12 protein-coding genes are annotated in these 15,851 nt (G+C 65.7%); 4 read left to right on the top strand and 8 right to left on the bottom strand.

Features of this window, described 5'->3' with window-relative positions; all coding sequences use genetic code 11:
* Window positions 1-18: 18 nt before the first annotated feature.
* The 7 genes from glmS to AC1Z3W_RS10830 form a co-directional block, all read right to left on the bottom strand.
* Window positions 19-1,842 carry a glutamine--fructose-6-phosphate transaminase (isomerizing) gene (gene glmS, locus AC1Z3W_RS10860; RefSeq protein WP_483507571.1) on the bottom strand — a complete coding sequence of 608 codons (1,824 nt, stop codon included), beginning with the start codon at window positions 1,840-1,842 and terminating at the stop codon, window positions 19-21.
* A 118-nt stretch (window positions 1,843-1,960) separates the two neighbouring features.
* Window positions 1,961-2,449 carry a Biofilm PGA synthesis auxiliary protein PgaD gene (locus tag AC1Z3W_RS10855; RefSeq protein ID WP_124832729.1) on the bottom strand — a complete coding sequence of 163 codons (489 nt, stop codon included), beginning with the start codon at window positions 2,447-2,449 and terminating at the stop codon, window positions 1,961-1,963.
* Window positions 2,427-3,698 carry a poly-beta-1,6-N-acetyl-D-glucosamine synthase gene (gene pgaC / locus AC1Z3W_RS10850; RefSeq protein WP_057923775.1) on the bottom strand — a complete coding sequence of 424 codons (1,272 nt, stop codon included), beginning with the start codon at window positions 3,696-3,698 and terminating at the stop codon, window positions 2,427-2,429. The genes AC1Z3W_RS10855 and pgaC overlap by 23 nt, the downstream gene beginning before the upstream one ends.
* A complete protein-coding gene (pgaB, locus tag AC1Z3W_RS10845; protein ID WP_124832727.1) occupies window positions 3,695-5,788 on the bottom strand; it encodes a poly-beta-1,6-N-acetyl-D-glucosamine N-deacetylase PgaB in 2,094 nt (697 codons plus the stop codon). Before pgaB ends, pgaC begins: the two co-directional genes overlap by 4 nt.
* A 15-nt stretch (window positions 5,789-5,803) precedes the next feature.
* Window positions 5,804-8,689: a poly-beta-1,6 N-acetyl-D-glucosamine export porin PgaA gene (gene pgaA / locus AC1Z3W_RS10840; protein ID WP_124832726.1), complete on the bottom strand. Its 2,886-nt coding sequence runs from the start codon at window positions 8,687-8,689 to the stop codon at window positions 5,804-5,806.
* Between the two features lie 104 nt (window positions 8,690-8,793).
* Entirely contained in the window at window positions 8,794-9,561 is a 768-nt protein-coding gene (locus AC1Z3W_RS10835) for a hypothetical protein (RefSeq protein ID WP_124832725.1), read from the bottom strand.
* Between the two features lie 75 nt (window positions 9,562-9,636).
* Window positions 9,637-10,068 (bottom strand): hypothetical protein, encoded by a 432-nt coding sequence (locus tag AC1Z3W_RS10830; RefSeq protein ID WP_124832724.1) that lies wholly within the window; start codon window positions 10,066-10,068, stop codon window positions 9,637-9,639.
* An 86-nt stretch (window positions 10,069-10,154) separates the two neighbouring features.
* Here AC1Z3W_RS10830 and AC1Z3W_RS10825 point away from each other — a divergent pair, with 86 nt between their 5' ends.
* On the top strand, window positions 10,155-10,364 hold the full coding sequence (locus AC1Z3W_RS10825) for a hypothetical protein (protein ID WP_483507570.1): 210 nt from the start codon (window positions 10,155-10,157) through the stop codon (window positions 10,362-10,364).
* A gap of 386 nt (window positions 10,365-10,750) precedes the next feature.
* Here AC1Z3W_RS10825 and AC1Z3W_RS10820 read toward each other — a convergent pair whose 3' ends face one another.
* Window positions 10,751-11,743 carry a LysR substrate-binding domain-containing protein gene (locus tag AC1Z3W_RS10820; RefSeq protein ID WP_057923770.1) on the bottom strand — a complete coding sequence of 331 codons (993 nt, stop codon included), beginning with the start codon at window positions 11,741-11,743 and terminating at the stop codon, window positions 10,751-10,753.
* Between the two features lie 684 nt (window positions 11,744-12,427).
* Here AC1Z3W_RS10820 and AC1Z3W_RS10815 point away from each other — a divergent pair.
* From AC1Z3W_RS10815 to AC1Z3W_RS10805, 3 genes are all read left to right on the top strand, one after another.
* On the top strand, window positions 12,428-13,843 hold the full coding sequence (locus AC1Z3W_RS10815) for a circularly permuted type 2 ATP-grasp protein (protein WP_483507569.1): 1,416 nt from the start codon (window positions 12,428-12,430) through the stop codon (window positions 13,841-13,843).
* Window positions 13,844-13,907: 64 nt separating this feature from the next.
* Window positions 13,908-14,849, top strand: coding sequence for an alpha-E domain-containing protein (locus tag AC1Z3W_RS10810; protein ID WP_483507568.1), 942 nt, complete (start codon window positions 13,908-13,910; stop codon window positions 14,847-14,849).
* Window positions 14,850-14,859: 10 nt separating this feature from the next.
* Window positions 14,860-15,834, top strand: a complete 975-nt coding sequence (locus tag AC1Z3W_RS10805) for a transglutaminase family protein (protein WP_057930057.1) — start codon at window positions 14,860-14,862, stop codon at window positions 15,832-15,834.
* Window positions 15,835-15,851 lie beyond the last annotated feature (17 nt).

The following is a 15,851-nucleotide window of genomic DNA, read 5'->3' as shown; positions in this document are numbered from 1 at the left end:
CCACGAACGGCCGTCGCATCATTCGACGGTGACCGATTTCGCGAGGTTGCGCGGCTTGTCGACGTCGGCGCCGCGCGCGCAGCCGACGTGATACGCGAGCAACTGCAGCGGGATCACGTTGACGATCGGCGACAGCGCGTCGCCCGATTCGCGCACGCGGATCAGGTGCGTGTCGCGGTCGGTGTCGATCTCGAGATGATTGCCCGCGAGCACGTACAGCCGTCCGCCGCGTGCGCGCACCTCGGCCATGTTGGACTTCAGCTTCTGGAACAGGCGGTCGTCCGGTGCGATCGTGACGACCGGCATCGCGCTCGTGACGAGCGCGAGCGGGCCATGCTTCAGCTCGCCGGCCGGATAGCCTTCCGCATGGATGTACGACACTTCCTTGAGCTTCAGCGCACCTTCCAGCGCGATCGGATAGTGAATGCCGCGACCGAGGAACAGCGCGTTCTCGGTGCGCGCGAACTTTGCGGCCCAGCCCATGATCTGCGTTTCGAGCGCGAGTGCGTGGCCGATGCGCTCCGGCAGTTCGTGCAGCTTCTTCAGGTGCATTGCCACATGCGCCGCGTCGAGCCGGCCGCGCTGCTGCGCAAGCGCCAGCGTCAGCAGGAACAGCGCGACGAGCTGCGTCGTGAACGCCTTGGTCGACGCGACGCCGAGCTCGATGCCGGCACGCGTCAGGAAGCAGAGCGGTGCCGTGCGCGCGATCGAGCTGGTCGCGACGTTGCAGATCGCCATCGACAGGTCCTGTCCCATCCCGCGCGCGCGCTCGATCGCGCCGATCGTGTCGGCGGTCTCGCCGGACTGCGAAATGCCGACGACGAGCGTGCGCGGATCGGGCACGGTATCGCGATAGCGGTACTCGCTCGCGATCTCGACTTGTGCGGGGATGCCCGCGATACCCTCGAGCCAGTATTTCGCCGTCAGGCCCGCGTAGTAGCTGGTGCCGCAGCCGAGCAGCAGCACGCTCCGGGTTCTCGACAACAATGCACGGGTGCTTTCGTTGCCGCCGAACAGCGCGGGCGAGATCGTGTCGATGCCGTCGATCGTGGCGGCGATCGCCTTCGGCTGCTCGAAGATCTCCTTCTGCATGAAGTGCTGGTACGGGCCGAGCGCGGCGTCGTCATTGCGTGCCTTGACCTCGCACAGCGGACGCCTGGCTTCGCAACCGACCGAATCGACGACGTCGATGCGCTCCGGCGTGATCAGCGCGACGTCGCCGTCTTCCAGGTAGACGAAGCGGTCGGTCAGGTCGCCGAGTGCCGCGCAGTCGGACGCGAGATAGTTCTGGTCCGCGCCGATGCCGATCACGAGCGGCGAGCCGGCGCGCGCGGCGACGAGCCGCTGCGGTTCGCGCGCGCTCAGCACGGCGATCGCATACGCGCCGTGCAGCCGCTTGACCGCGCGGATGACGGCATCGAACAGGTCGTCGCTATACACGCTGTGGATCAGGTGCGCGATCACTTCGGTGTCGGTTTCGCCGCGAAACGTATAGCCGCCCTCGCGCAGTTCGGCGCGCAATGCCTCATGGTTTTCGATGATCCCGTTGTGCACGACCGCGATCGTGTCGCCCGACATGATCGGGTGCGCGTTCATTTCCGACGGCGCGCCGTGCGTCGCCCAGCGCGTGTGCGCGATGCAGGTCTGCGCTTCGAGACCGAGCGTCAGCACGCGGTCCTGCAGGTCCGCCACGCGTCGCAACGTGCGTTCGCTGCGCAGGCGGCCATCACGCAGCACGGCGATGCCGCACGAATCGTAGCCGCGATACTCGAGCCGGCTCAGCGCATTGACCAGTTGCGGCACCTGATTCTTCAGGCCGCTTGCTCCGACGATTCCGCACATGATTCACCTCGTCTACAGGAAGTTGCCGGCTGGCGCGCGACGCGCGGCAGCACGATTTCAGGAGCGGTGTCGCGCCGTGCGGCATGCGTCGCGCCCGGCGCGGCACGTTTCCGGTGACCTACTCGCGGGGCTGCGGTCCCGCATGCGCGACCCATTCGATGCCCGAGATCGAGCCGTTCGCGTCGTGCGACGCGACGAGAATGCGCGTCGTGCGCCGCGCACCGCGCCGGCGGGCACCCGCGAGCGCGGTTGCCGGCACCGAGCGCGCCTTTACGCCGGCCGAGCGCCGCAGCATTTTCGACACGCGCAACCGGTACGCGAGCGGATGCACGACGCGCCCGGCGATCAGCCATGTGACGATCGTGCCGGCGATCAGCGCGATGCTCGTCACGTAGAACACGATCTGCTCGATCGGCATCTCGGCCTGGTTGAACGGCAGCAGGTAGCGATACGTATAGATGCAAATCGATGCCCAGACACCCCCGACCAGCGCGGGCCGCACGAGGCGGAACCACGCGACGAGCACGGGTCCGACGATGTTGCCGCGCTCGGCGATCAGTTCGCGCGGCGCGCGCAGGGAAAGGTCAATAATCGGCGCGTTCTTCATGTTGAATGCCTCGGTCGGGACTGACCCAAACGGCGCGTTTGCCGCGGCCCCGCAGTAACACGGCGGGCAGGGCGACGACGGTGGTGATCATGCTGATCAGCCAGAACGCGACGGGGTACCAGATGGTGTCAAGGAAGTACATCAGGAGTTTCTCGTCGTAACGACGATCGATCATGCTGCCGATGATCAGCTGCAGGATGCAGGTCGCGACCAGCAGCATCCCGTGCCAGTGCGGCACCACGGACACATGCCAGCTCTGCGGAAGCGGGTAGACGAGGTCGATCAGCGCGAGCAGCAGGATGAACGACATCGAGTACGCCCACGCGATGCCGATCAGGTACTCGGCGAACAGCGGCCACATCATCATCTGCGTCGGCCGCGCGAGCGTGCCCGCGTACTTGAGCAGCACCTGGATGCCGCCTTTCGACCAGCGCAGCCGCTGCCGGTAGAGCCCCTTCAGCGTCTCGGGCATCAGGATCCAGCTGAGCGCGTGCGGCTCGTACACGACGCGCCAGTCGCGGCACTGCAGTTTCCAGCTGATGTCGATGTCCTCGGTCAGCATGTCCGAGCTCCAGTAGCCGACATCGGCGAGCGCGGTCTTGCGGAACATCGTGATCACGCCCGATACCGTGAAGATGCGGCCGTACACCTGCTGCGTGCGCTTGATCAGCCCGACGATCGACGAGAATTCGCCGACCTGCATGCGCCCCAGCAGCGACGTGCGCGTGCGGATGCGCGGGTTGCCGGTGACTGCGCCGACGCCCGGATCGGTCAGGAAATGCTCGAGCATCCAGCCGATCGCATCGTGCGCGAGCAGCGCGTCGCCGTCGATGCACAGCAGGTAATCCGCGTTCGATACGGCTGCCGCGGTGGTGAGCCCGACCGCCTTGCCCTCGTTGCGCGCGTGATGGATCACGAGCAGCCGCGGGATCTCGACGGCCAGCTCGTTGAGAATCTCGCCGGTGCGGTCCTTGCTGCCGTCGTTGACCGCGATGATGTCGTAGTTCGGGTAGTCCATTGCGTCCAGGTGACGGATCACGCTGCGCGCGTTGGCCGCTTCGTTGAAGCACGGCACGACGATCGAGATCTTCGGGATGCCGCTCGACGCGATCGTGCGCATCGACAGCTCGCGGCCTTCCTCGAGCAGGAAGTAGTGCACGACACCGCCGATCATCCACAGGTACGACATGAAGAACGGATAGTAGAAGACGAAGTCCTGCAGGCGCTGGATGATGCTATGGGTGGTCATGGTGTCTTGGTCCCCTGCGTATGCTGCATCTGCATCAGCGCGTTGATCGAGGTGGGGTCGAGGCGGCTCTTCAGCGACATCACGTCGCGCATCGCATCGAGCTCCGGCTGGCCGTTCAGGAAGTTGTCCGGGTAGTAGCCGAAATTCACCGCGCCTTCGCTGCGCAGCCGCCGCATCTGCGTGAGCAGCGTGCTGGCCGGCACCGCCTTCTGCGCGTGCCAGTCGTACGACTGCAGTTCGAACACGGTGCGCTGCAGCCCGCGCTGCTTCGCGCGCACGGCTTTGACGAGCTGGTCCAGCCAGCCATTGGGATCCTTCGCCTGCTCCATGTACGGCATCGCCATCAGCGCGACGTAGTCGTAGGTGGCGAGGAAATCGTCGTAGTTCTGCGCGTACCACGCTTCCGATTCGGGCTTGAGCACCGGCATCGCGAAGATGTTGCGCACGGTCAGCACGTCGCCCACGTTCTGGTGGGCCAGCACGATCTGTTCGAGCTGGCGGGTCAGGTCGATCAGGTAGCGCGACTTCTGGCGCGTCCAGCGCTTCATCAGGTCGGGGTTCTCGCGGATCTTGCCGACGTCGGCCGGCAGCCCCCACTGAGCATAGGTGCGCAGCGCATGCCGGCCCGCATCCTCGTAGTCGTCGAGCACGGCGTCGTCGCTGAACAGGATGCCGCTGAACGACGCGTGCTTGCTGAGATCCTCGTAGATCTGCTCGATCATCAGCCGCGCGTCCGGATCGAACGGGCTCAGCCGGAACATGCGCGTACCGTTCTCGCGGGCCGGTGCGCCGCCGTATGCACTCACGGCCTCGAGCCCGCGCTGCTTGTCGGCCGGCGGCCGGAACGCGAGCACCGGCATCCACGCGTACACCTGCACGTTGGAACGCGTGTTGAGCTGCCACGCGGCGCGCGAGAACAGGTCGGCGCGCATCGGCAGGTGCCGGTTCGGGAAATACACCGCTTCGGCCACGCCGGTGCCTTTCGGGTCCGCATACGCCTGGAGATACACCGATTTCGGCTGCATCCGGTAGATGCGCTCGACCAGCTTGCCGAGATTCGCTTCCTGCCGCCCGGGATCCGGGTCGTAGACCTGGTCGAGATCGACCTGCACGGTGCGCTCGGGCACGTCGACGTCGCCGCGGTTGGACGCCGGCTCGCGCATCGAGCGCTCGAACCCGCCGATGTCGACGTCGTACATCATCAGGATCCGTCTCAGCCGGTCCAGAGGTACGTCCGGCGTATTCGGACCGGAGTCGAGGCTGAACTGGATGTCCATCCCGAGCGACGTCGATATTTGGCGCACGGGCTGGTTTTCCGCGCCGTATGGCCACACCATCGAACGTGCGACGATGCCTGTATGTTCGCGGATCTGCTGCACGCAGGTCTGCAGGTCGTCGTGTACGCGAGCCTGGAATTCGGCGTCGGTTTCATAGCGTTTCTCGTTTTGGAGATAGAGGTGCGACGTGGTCGCCGGCAACTCGTTGCCTTGCGGATTCGCGATTGCGCCATGATGGAGATTGTGGGTATGGCAGCCGAGCTCGACGAGGTTCGACTGGCCGAGCTTCTTCACCTCGTCCCACGACAGGAAGGAGTCGCGCGGCACCTGGATCTTGTCGCTGATGCGGATCGGCGTATCCGGCGGTGTATCGATCCACGCGGTGACGATGCCCATCACGGCCGGATACTTGAAGCGCTCGAGCAGCGGCAGCACCTTCGTGTAGTGGCTGCGAAAGCCGTCGTCGAACGTGAGCAGCACCGCGCGCGGCGGCAGCGGCTTGCCGCCGTGCCGCGACTCTTCGATCTGCTTGACCGTGATGGTGTGGTAGTTGTTGGTCTGCAGCCACGAGAAGATCGCGGTCAGCGTGCCGGTATCGACCGCGAACGGGTCCACCAAAGCCGAAGGTGACGAGAACGATGCCATCAGGTTGTCACGCACGTCATGCATGCAGATCACGCGAAACGTCTTGCCGTCGGCCGGATCGGACGGCGGCAGCAGGTCGATCATCTTGGCATTGGTCACGCCCGGAAACAGCGAACAGGCGGCAAATGCGCCCATGCATCCGCACATGAAGGTCCGTCTTGATTGCATCACTCGATCTCCTTGCTAGAACGGCAGGTTGACCGACAGGAAGCCGGTTTCGGAGCGTTCGCGCTCGCCGTCGTATGCGTGGCTGCTGATCTCGACGCCATAGCTCAGCGTGATGTCGTGCTTGAACGTCCACGCGTGCTCGAGGCGCGCGCTCCACAGCGGGCTCGTGCCGAAACCGCGCTCGTTGTATACGCCGCCCGACACCGATATGCGCTGCTTCAGCCCCATGTCGCCCTTCTTCCACAGCATCAGCTGGTGCATGACGGTCGCCGCGGCCGCGTAGTCGCGGCCCGGGCTGAAGTAGGGCGCGTCCTGGCGCGTGTTGCTGTCGGTGCCGAGATCGAGCGATACGTTGACGAGCTGGTTGGCAGACGTGTACACGCGCTGCGTGGCGGTCGCCGAGATCTCCTGGTGCAGGTTCGAATCGCTGTAGCGGCTCACGCCGTAGCTCAGCTTGACCTCGCGACGGTCGTTCTGGCGATACACGACCGAGACGTTCGCCGAGCGGCCCCAGATGTGCGCGGCATACGCCTTCCACGGCAGCGAGTTGTCGTTGGTGTCGAGCGCGCCGCTGACCGTCCAGTAGTCGTTCAGCGCGTACGCGATCGACCCGCGTCCGCCGGTTCGGCCGTCCGAGCCGAACGAGCGCGTGACTTCGCCCTGCACGGTGAGCGGCCCGTGCCGGTAGTCGCCACCGACGCCTGTCCGCGTGCGGCTGACGTTGCCGGAGTCGGTCTGCGCATAGCCGAAGAACGTGTGCGAGAAGACGCGCCAGTTGTCGCCGAACGGTTGCGAATACACATAGCTGTCCGACGTGAAGCTGTTGTCGGCCAGCGCGCTGTTGCCGTGCTCGTAGCTCAGGTCGGTCGTGAACACGGGGCTGCGGTACGCCTTGTAGTCGCGCTTGAAGCCGCGCACGGCGCCGCTGTCCGGGAACGTGTTGCCCAGGGTCTGGTCGACGTACTTCGCGCTCGCATAGTCGTCTGCCGTGAGCGACGCACGGCCGAGGCCCGCGAGCATCTCGACACTGTCCGGGTGGTCGGTCAGCGACGCGCGATACATCGCGATCGCCTGGCGCGGATGCGACTGGCTGGACACCGCGTCGGCGTGTGCGGCGCGAATCTCCGAGTTGAACGGCACCTGTTTCTCGAGTTCTTCGAGTGCGGCGATCCCTTCGTCGGGATGACCCGTGAAGATCAGGTATTGCGCGCGCAGCCGGTAGTAGCGCAGATAGTCGCTTTCTCCCGGACCGACGTTGGTCACCTGTTTGGCCGGCGGCAGCGACTTGCCCATGTCGTCGAGCACCTGCTTCGCGTCCGCCGCGCGTCCCTGGTCGACGTACGACCAGAACAGCCCTTCGCGCAGTTCGATCGGACGCGTGCGCGAACCGTACTGGAAGCCGCGGGTCGCGCGATCCGTCGGTGACGCGGTGGCCTGCTGCAGCGCACGCGCGTAGACGGCGTTCGCCTTGGCCGGCTCGCTCAGGTACAGATAGGCGTCGCCGACGGCCGCCAGCGCGTCGATCGAGATTTCAGCGTTGGACGGAATCGTCTCGAACGTCGCGACGGCCGTCTTCATGTCGCCGCGTGCCGCATAGGCGATCGTGCGATCGCCCGCCAGCGCCGTCCTGACCGGCGTGTATTCGGGCGTGGCCGGCATTCGCTTGTCGAGGTCGTCCGCCGCGCGCAGTGCGCTGTCGAGTCCGTCGAAGCGGTCCGCACTCGTCATCGAGCGCGACTTGTCGCGTCCGCCTCGTACCTGCTGACGAATCGACAGTTCTTCCAGTTGCGCGATGTCGACGGCCGAGAATGCATCGGGCCGCGCCTTCGCTTCCTCGAGCGCCTTGATCGCGCCGCCGCTCGCGGCGAGGCCGAACACGTCGTTGCGCACGGTCGCGACGTCGGCGGTGCGGAGGTTCGGTGCCTGGGCATTCGGCATTTCGACGTCAGGTCCTTGCGATCGTTGCATGGATTCGCCGGGTAGCTGGGCGCCGGGCGTCTGTGAACTCGGCCCTTGGGACGACGGCGATTGCGCGCCCGGCATCTCCGTCACGGGCGCGGGCGAGTTCGGCATCGGCGTGCCGGATGCCTGAGCGGTTTGCGTCGGCGCATTCGGCGGCGTGGTGGTCGCGGCTTGTGCGGGCTGCAGCGGGATGTCCGAGGTATGCGCGCTCGGCGCCGGCGCAGCGGATGCGGATGGATCGGATGTGGTTGGGACGGTATGCGCTGGCGTATCGGGCGATTGAGTGCTGGCGGCCTGTGCAGGCGGCATCTGCGCGACCGGTGCCGGCGTATTCGGCGGTGCGGTGTCGGATGTCTGCGCCAGCTGCATCGGCGCGTCCGGCATCTGCGCGACCGGCGCCGGCGTATTCGGCGGTGCGGTGTCGGATGCCTGCGCCAGCTGCATCGGCGCGTCCGGCGTCTGCGCGGCCGGTGCCGGCGTATTCGGCGGTGCGGTGTCGGATGCCTGCGCCAGCTGCATCGGCGTGTCCCGCGTCTGCGCGACCGGCGCCGGCGTACCCGATGACTGCGCGCCAGGCGCCGGGTCGCTCGATTGCGGCGCTTCCGGTTCCACCACGACCGTGGTCGGCATATTCGATGCCTGAGCGATCTGCACCGACGCGTCGGACGCCTGCGCGATCGGCGTCGGCGCTTGAGGGGGCAGAGCGCCCGAACCCTGGGCGACCTGCATCGGCGCCCCCGTTGGCTGCATGTCGGGCGGCAGCGCATCCCGCGCGCCGTTGGTCCCGGCGATTTCGCGCGCGCTTCCCGGTTCCGCGTCGCCTTCGGCGGCGAAGCAGGGGCCGGACGCGACGAGCAGCAACAGCAATGGCGCATGCAGGAGGATCCGCCGGTTGGACGGAGCGACGGTGGTGCATTGTTGTTTACGATTGTTGGCCACGGTATGTCCTCACTTCGAATCGATCACATCGGTTGCATGCCCGACGACGCTCGTCGCCGACCGTCACGCTGCCGGGTGGCGAGACCCGGCCGCATCCGGCCGGTTCACAGGCGGTTGCGGATCGCTTGTCCAAGCAGCGCGCGCGATTCGCTGTTCTTCGGGTCGATGGCGAGTGCCCGGCTCGCGTTTTGCTCCACGCAGTTCCATTTGTCCATCTGTGCGCACGAGCGCGCCTTGGCCAGGGCGCGGGCGCCTTCCACCTCCTCGCGCGTGACGCTGGCAGCCTCCATGTGCGCCGAGTCTGCGATATACGAATGCGGCTGAACTCTCGGCTCGGGGTCGGTGGGTTTTTTCGTGCGCGCCAGCGTTTGCGAGCGCGACGTCCGGTGCGCTTCGGATGAGCGCGTGGCGCGAGTGCCGGCGGATGCGGCGTGCGCGTTGGCCGCGAGCGTCGTGGATGACCCATGCGCACGGCGCGTGTGCTTCGCGTGAGAGCGGGCCGCCATTTGCGGCCGCACGGTCGGTTCGGCCGCGGCGGACATCACGGGCGCGGCCGCTGCAGACGACGCAGCCGGCGCGGCCTGCGCGACGGTCGATGCGACGCCGGCGGGCGCGGAGGCGCCGGAAGCGTTGTCCGTCACGGCCACAATGGCGTTGCGATATTTCCCGACGGCGGAGCCGATCACGCCGGCGATGTCGTGCGTCACGGTTGTGTGGGATGCGTTGCCTACACCCACGTCGCGCTCGACATACGCGAACGCACCGAAGATCGCGGCAAACGCAACGATGCTGAGCGCCGCATTCCTGCCCGGACCCCAGGAGGGTTTCGGCTGACGGGCGGGCGAGCCGTCCGGTCGATCTGCACGAGTCATTCAATGTTCCTCGCTTCGATGGATGGCGGTGAATGGCGTGATTGCGCGCTGTCGGCACGCGGATTCAGGCGGGGCTCACCATTTCAACTGCGTGGTGAGCGCACCCGTTTCGACGATCGCGAACTGCGTGGCCCCCTGATAGGTTCCTTCGACCCGGTAACTTGCATCGGGCACGCTGAACAGACAGCGCGGCCCCGTTGCCTTGAACTCGACGAGCACGCGTCCATGTCGCCGCAGCCGCACCTGGACGTTCGACAGCGGCTGCCCGGTGCCGCCCGATACGAACGACACGCCGAGGTTGTACGGACGGCCGTCGGGGGGAAGCGGCGCCGTACCGTCGATTCGTCCATCACCGCAGATGTACGAAATCACATATCGCTCCGGGCCCGCACCGGACGCAGGCTTCTCGGTTTGGGTCTGGCCCTGGGCCACGGCATGGATGCAGAGTGCGAATATGACGATGCCGAGGCGCGGGCGAGCATGCTGTTTAAATGACGAGGAAGACATTGCAACCTCCATCCGGAATCGATGACAACGCATTTATTCCGAGTCGAAATTATCTGCGTGCTTTTGCGACATGCTATTGATACACGATGGGTTTTGAACAAACAACTATGTGTAGCCCGAATGGCACACTGTTTAAAATGTCTTATTTAAATAGGATTCTGATTTATTCGACGAATGCCTCTCAGCAGAATAAAGGCGATATTGCCGGACATGAAATTTGCTCAGCGGTAGCGATGACCCGGCGGGAAATTTACGACGTAAGAGGTACCGGAATTCGTGCCGAAAATAATGACTGATAAAAGGAAGTTTTGCCTCTGTATTCAAGGCATCGCGATGAAATCGGTGTACACATTGTAGAAATCGAAAAAGAGGGTGCGACGGCTTTGGCGCGAATCGTCGTTCCATGCAAATCGAAACTTTTATTTTGTTCTGTAACAGGTTATTTCCGCTGTTGAAATCGGCAAGTTATTCGGGAGGGATATTTGTGATAGAAATAAATACAGCTCGGACTCGCAAACGTTTGGCTGTTTTACGCGCTTGATTCAACGTGCGATATTCCATCAAAACCCCGGGCAGGACCGGAAAGTGCTCGTTGCCGGGCGCCGCTGGAATGACGGCGCGACGCCCGGTTATCCGCGCATCGTGCGCCGGCGAGTCAGACGATGAGGGACGGGGATGGGGGCTATCGGCCGCCGCTGGCACTGCGGCGCGCAATGCGCACGGCCGGCGCGATCGGATCGGCCGCGATCGTGCTGTCGGCCGCGGCGCGCGGCCGGTTCATGATGTAGGTCCACAGCTGTTCGGCCGCGAGCCCGCGCTTGCGCGCGGACCGGTACAGGCGAATCTCGAGTTCGGTGATCCAGTCCGCCGAACCCGCGCAGACGAGCGAACCTTCCGCGAGCTCCTTCGCCACGCAGCTTTCCGGCAGCCAGCCGATCCCGTGCCCGGCCACGACCATGCCCTTCAGCGCCTCGGACATGTGCGTCTCGAAGCACCGATGCAGCGCATACGATTCCGACGCGTTCAGCAGCAGCATCTCGACGACGTTCCCGAGGAACGCGCCCGACGAATACGCGAGCAGCGGCAGCGGCGCGTCCGGCGCGCCCGGCAGTTCGAATACCGGCTTGCCGCGCGAGTCGGGCGTCGACACCGGCAGGATCCGTTCGACTCCGAGCGTGACGAACGGGAAGTGGTTCGGATCGAGCACGATCGGCAACTGCGGATGGTGATAGCCGAGCAGCAGGTCGCATTCACCTTCGACGAGCTGCTGCACGCCTTCGGGCACGTTCACCGCGTTGACGCGCGCGGTCACGTGGCCGACTTCGTCATTCAGCTGCTTGAGCCATTCGGGGAACAGCGTGAACACGAGCGTATGCGCGACCGCGAAGCGCACGACCTGGTCGCTTGCCGCGAACTGGTCGTAGCCGTTCACGAGGTTGCGTGCCGCATACATGCTGCGCAGGATGTCCGCCGCCAGCCCGCGGAACATCTGTCCGGCCGGCGTCAGCGCGATCGGGTTGATACTGCGGTCGACCAGCTTCGCGTCCATCCACGTTTCGAGTGCGGCGATTCGTCTGCTGAATGCCGACTGCGTGAGGTGCCGATGACGCGCGGCCCGGGAAAAGCTCTTGGTATCCGCAAGGCTCAGGAAATCTTCCAGCCACTTCGCTTCCATTTCGATCTTCGCTTTTTATGGTCGGCGCCCACCGGGGCGGCGGCGCCGTTTCGCTGCACGAACCTTCTAGCCTACCGTGCCTCGTGCGCAAACAGCCGATGTTTTTTTTCGATCGGTGTCAGTCGAAATATGCATGAGCGTTGTCGGCGGCATTACGGCTGCATAAGTTTGAGGCGCCGAACACGGCTAACCGGTTAGTTCACCGCGTCGAACGCCGGTGCGGCCGCAGACGGTACTTCCCCAGGGCCGGCCGCGCGGATTGCGTGGCTGGCCCGCCTTTCCCCGAGTCCATCGCGACGGCCAGGCAGCGTGCCATCCCGGCCGGCAGGCGGGCGTCGGGGATCGCGAAGCCGAGACGAGGGCGGACGGTGCGGGGGCACGATTCGCCATCACGCGCACGATCGGTGCGCGCGTGCATATGGTGCGGTGCAGATTGCACATTCGTGACACGCGGGGGAACTATGTTCGACAGGCGCGGCATCGGTCGCGCGCGATCGTGGCGCGCGGACGCCGCCCAGAGGGCCTTCGCTGCACCGTCGTGGTGCGGCGTGGCGCACGAACGTGCGCGGCGCGGCGCAAAAAGGGGGGAATCGAGCGGATAGCGCAAGGCACGTTCCTTGCAAAGAAGGTGTGACGCCGGTCCGGCATGCGCAATGCCGGGGAAGAACGATGGAGAACAATTCGATGAAACCGTTCGATGAAATGCTGCAATCCGGCGAGATGGTGAGGGCGCCTTACGCGCGCCTGAAGCAATGGCTCGACACGCAGAACCCTGCGAGCCTCGCCCAGAAGGCCCACGATGCGGAAGGTGTGTTCCGCAGGACGGGCATCACGTTCGCCGTCTACGGCGACGCGCAAGCCGCCGAGCGGCTGATTCCATTCGATATCGTGCCGAGGATCATCTCGGGCGCCGAATGGAGCCGGCTGTCGCTGGGCATCGAGCAGCGCGTGATGGCACTCAACGCGTTCCTCGACGACATCTACCACCGCCAGGAAATCGTGCGCGCGGGCATCGTGCCGAAGCACCTGATCGCGCACAACGAGGCGTTCATCCCCGAGATGATCGATTTCCGGCCGCCCGGCAACGTTTATACGCACATCATCGGTGTCGACATCGTGCGCACCGGTGAAAACGAGTTCTACGTGCTGGAGGACAACGCACGCACGCCGTCGGGCGTGTCGTACATGCTGGAAAACCGCGAGACGATGATGCAGCTCTTCCCGGAGCTGTTCCAGCAGGTCAAGGTGCGCCCGGTCGAGACCTATCCGCAGATGTTGCGCCAGTCGCTCGCGGCCGTGTGCCCGCCGGGCGGCAACGCCGACAACCCGACCATCGCCGTGCTCACGCCCGGCATCCACAATTCCGCGTACTACGAACACTCGTTCCTCGCCGACCAGATGGGCGTGCACCTCGTCGAGGGCAGCGACCTGCAGGTGGTCGACGGCCGCGTCGCGATGCGCACGACCGAAGGCTTCCAGGCGATCGACGTGCTGTACCGTCGCGTCGACGATGCGTTCCTCGATCCGCTCACGTTCCGCCCCGATTCGGTGCTCGGCGTGGCCGGGATCATGGACGTCTACCGCGCCGGCAACATCACGATCGCGAACGCGCCGGGCACCGGCATCGCCGACGACAAGGCGATCTACTCGTACATGCCGGAGATCGTCGAGTTCTACACGGGCCGCAAGGCGCTGCTGGAGAACGTGCCGACCTGGCGCTGCGGCGAGGCCGACAGCCTGAAATACGTGCTCGACCATCTCGACGAACTGGTCGTGAAGGAAGTGCACGGCTCGGGCGGCTACGGGATGCTGGTCGGGCCGTGCGCGTCGAAGGCCGAACTCGAGGCATTCGCCGCGAAGCTGCGCGCGCGGCCCGCGAACTACATCGCGCAACCCACGCTGGCGTTGTCCACGACGCCGATCCTGACCGAAGCCGGCCTCGCGCCTCGCCACGTCGACCTGCGGCCGTTCGTGCTGGTGTCGGACCGGATCCGCATCACGCCGGGCGGACTCACGCGCGTCGCGCTGCAGGAGGGGTCGCTCGTCGTCAACTCGAGCCAGGGCGGCGGCACCAAGGACACCTGGGTGCTGGCCGACTGAGCCGGGCACGAGCACGCGCGCCGCAGCCGGCGCGCGAACCGAACGAACACGGAGTGGACACGAGATGCTTCTGGGACGAACTGCGAGCGGGCTTTACTGGATGTACCGCTATATCGAGCGCGCGGAGAACATCGCGCGCATCGTCGATGCCGGGCTGCGGATGGCGCTTACGCGCACGTCCGACGCGCCGGCCGAATGGTCGTCGGTGCTGGTCAGCTCGGGCGCGGACGACGGCTATCGTCAGAAATACGACGCGTATGCCGCCGATACCGTGACCGACTACCTGCTGCGCGACCGCGACAACCCGTCGAGCGTGCTGTCGTGCATCGAGGCCGCGCGCTCGAATGCGCGGATGGTGCGCACGGCGCTCACGCGCGAGGCATGGGAGAGCGTGAACGGTGCCTGGCTCGCGCTGCGCCGCGCGCTCGCGCAGCCGGTGCCGGAGAGCGGGCTGCCGGCGGTGCTCGACGAAGTGAAGCGCGAAACCGCGCTGATTCTCGGCAGCTTCTACAGCACGATGCTGCGCAACGAGATCTTCGATTTCGCGCAGATCGGCGCGTTCGTCGAGCGGGCGGACAACACCGCGCGGATCATCGACGTCAAATACCACCTGCTGCTGCCGTCGGTGTCGCACGTCGGCACGATCCTCGACAACTATCAGTGGGAGACGATTCTGCGCTGCGTGGCCGCACACCGGTCGTATCGCTGGGTATATGACGTGCAGTACAAGCCGATGAACATCGCCGACTACCTGATCCTGAACGGCCGCATGCCGCGCTCGTTGCGCTATTGCTATGGCCGCGTGATGTCGAGTCTCAACCTGCTCGCGAAGGATTACGGCGTGACACACCCGTGTCACGACACGGCCACGAAGATCCTGCAAATGCTGTCCGACACGACGGTCGAGCGGATCTTCAAGAGCGGCCTGCACGAGTTCCTGACCGACTTCATCGGCCGCAACAACAGCCTCGGGGTCGATATCGCCCAGGCTTACAACTTCGACTGAGAGACTTTCCATGCGACTCGCCATCCGACACATTTCGCGTTATCGGTTCGACGATCAAGCCACCCATGCGCTGCAACGGCTGCGGCTGCGCCCGCAGTCGGGGCCCGGGCAGACCGTGCGCGCGTGGCAGGTCACGATCGACGGCGTCGAGCCGACGCTGTCCTATGCGGACGGGCTCGGCAACCGGATCGACCTCGTGCGCCACGACCGCGGCGCGAAGAACGAGATCGTCGTGGTCGCGGCCGGCGTCGTCGAGACGCAGGACCGCGCAGGCATTCTCGGCAACCCCGAGGGCTATGCGCCGCCGTGGATCTTCGAGCGCGAGACCGCGCTCACGAAGGCTGGAGACACCGTGCTCGAAATCACGCAGGCGCTGCCGATCGAGCCGCACAGCCTCGACGCGCTGCACTGGCTGATGACGGAAGTGCACGGCCGCATCGCGTATGCGCCGAGCCTGGCCGACGCGCCGGTGGATGCCGAAACCGCGCTGCAAAGCGGCGAGGGCACGAGCCGCGACCATGCGCATGCGTTCATCGCGGCCGCGCGTGCGCTGAAGGTGCCCGCGCGCTACATCTCGGGCTACGTGCTCGCCGACAGCGCGATGCAGCGCATCGCCGACGCGAAGCAGAGCGCGGCCGGCGACGAGGAAGAGGAAGCGCTCGCGCTGCAGAGCGGCGACGGCATGCAGCAGGCGCTCGGCGCATCGCACGCCGCGCAGTCGCAGGGCTTGCCGCAGGCGGCGCTCGGCGCGCAGCCGCAGGCCGCCACGCTGATGCAGCAGCCGGCCGGCCACGCATGGGCCGAGGCCTATGTCGAAGGGCTCGGCTGGGTCGGCTTCGATCCGTTCATGAACCGCTGCCCGGACGAGCGCTACGTGCGCATCGCTGTCGGCCTCGACTATCGCGACGCGCAGCCCGTGACGGGGCTCGGCGCGAGCACCGTCGGCGTCGAGATCAGCGTCGTGCAGTCGCCGGAACTCGTCTGACGCACCCCTTCGCCTAA

This window comes from Burkholderia sp. 10_S31 (assembly GCF_056930375.1).
The sequence above is the reverse complement of the archived record's forward strand: the minus strand, read 5'-3'. Positions and strand labels throughout refer to the sequence as shown.

Excerpts from the sequence above, each read along its gene's own strand:
- AC1Z3W_RS10810 (WP_483507568.1), top strand. The coding sequence starts at position 13,908 with ATGCTTCTGGGACGAACTGCGAGCGGGCTTTACTGGATGTACCGCTAT.
- AC1Z3W_RS10830 (WP_124832724.1), bottom strand. The coding sequence starts at position 10,068 with ATGTCTTCCTCGTCATTTAAACAGCATGCTCGCCCGCGCCTCGGCATC.
- glmS (WP_483507571.1), bottom strand. The coding sequence starts at position 1,842 with ATGTGCGGAATCGTCGGAGCAAGCGGCCTGAAGAATCAGGTGCCGCAA.
- AC1Z3W_RS10835 (WP_124832725.1), bottom strand. The coding sequence starts at position 9,561 with ATGACTCGTGCAGATCGACCGGACGGCTCGCCCGCCCGTCAGCCGAAA.
- pgaB (WP_124832727.1), bottom strand. The coding sequence starts at position 5,788 with ATGCAATCAAGACGGACCTTCATGTGCGGATGCATGGGCGCATTTGCC.
- AC1Z3W_RS10855 (WP_124832729.1), bottom strand. The coding sequence starts at position 2,449 with ATGAAGAACGCGCCGATTATTGACCTTTCCCTGCGCGCGCCGCGCGAA.
- pgaC (WP_057923775.1), bottom strand. The coding sequence starts at position 3,698 with ATGACCACCCATAGCATCATCCAGCGCCTGCAGGACTTCGTCTTCTAC.
- AC1Z3W_RS10815 (WP_483507569.1), top strand. The coding sequence starts at position 12,428 with ATGAAACCGTTCGATGAAATGCTGCAATCCGGCGAGATGGTGAGGGCG.
- AC1Z3W_RS10805 (WP_057930057.1), top strand. The coding sequence starts at position 14,860 with ATGCGACTCGCCATCCGACACATTTCGCGTTATCGGTTCGACGATCAA.
- AC1Z3W_RS10820 (WP_057923770.1), bottom strand. The coding sequence starts at position 11,743 with ATGGAAGCGAAGTGGCTGGAAGATTTCCTGAGCCTTGCGGATACCAAG.
- AC1Z3W_RS10825 (WP_483507570.1), top strand. The coding sequence starts at position 10,155 with ATGGGTTTTGAACAAACAACTATGTGTAGCCCGAATGGCACACTGTTT.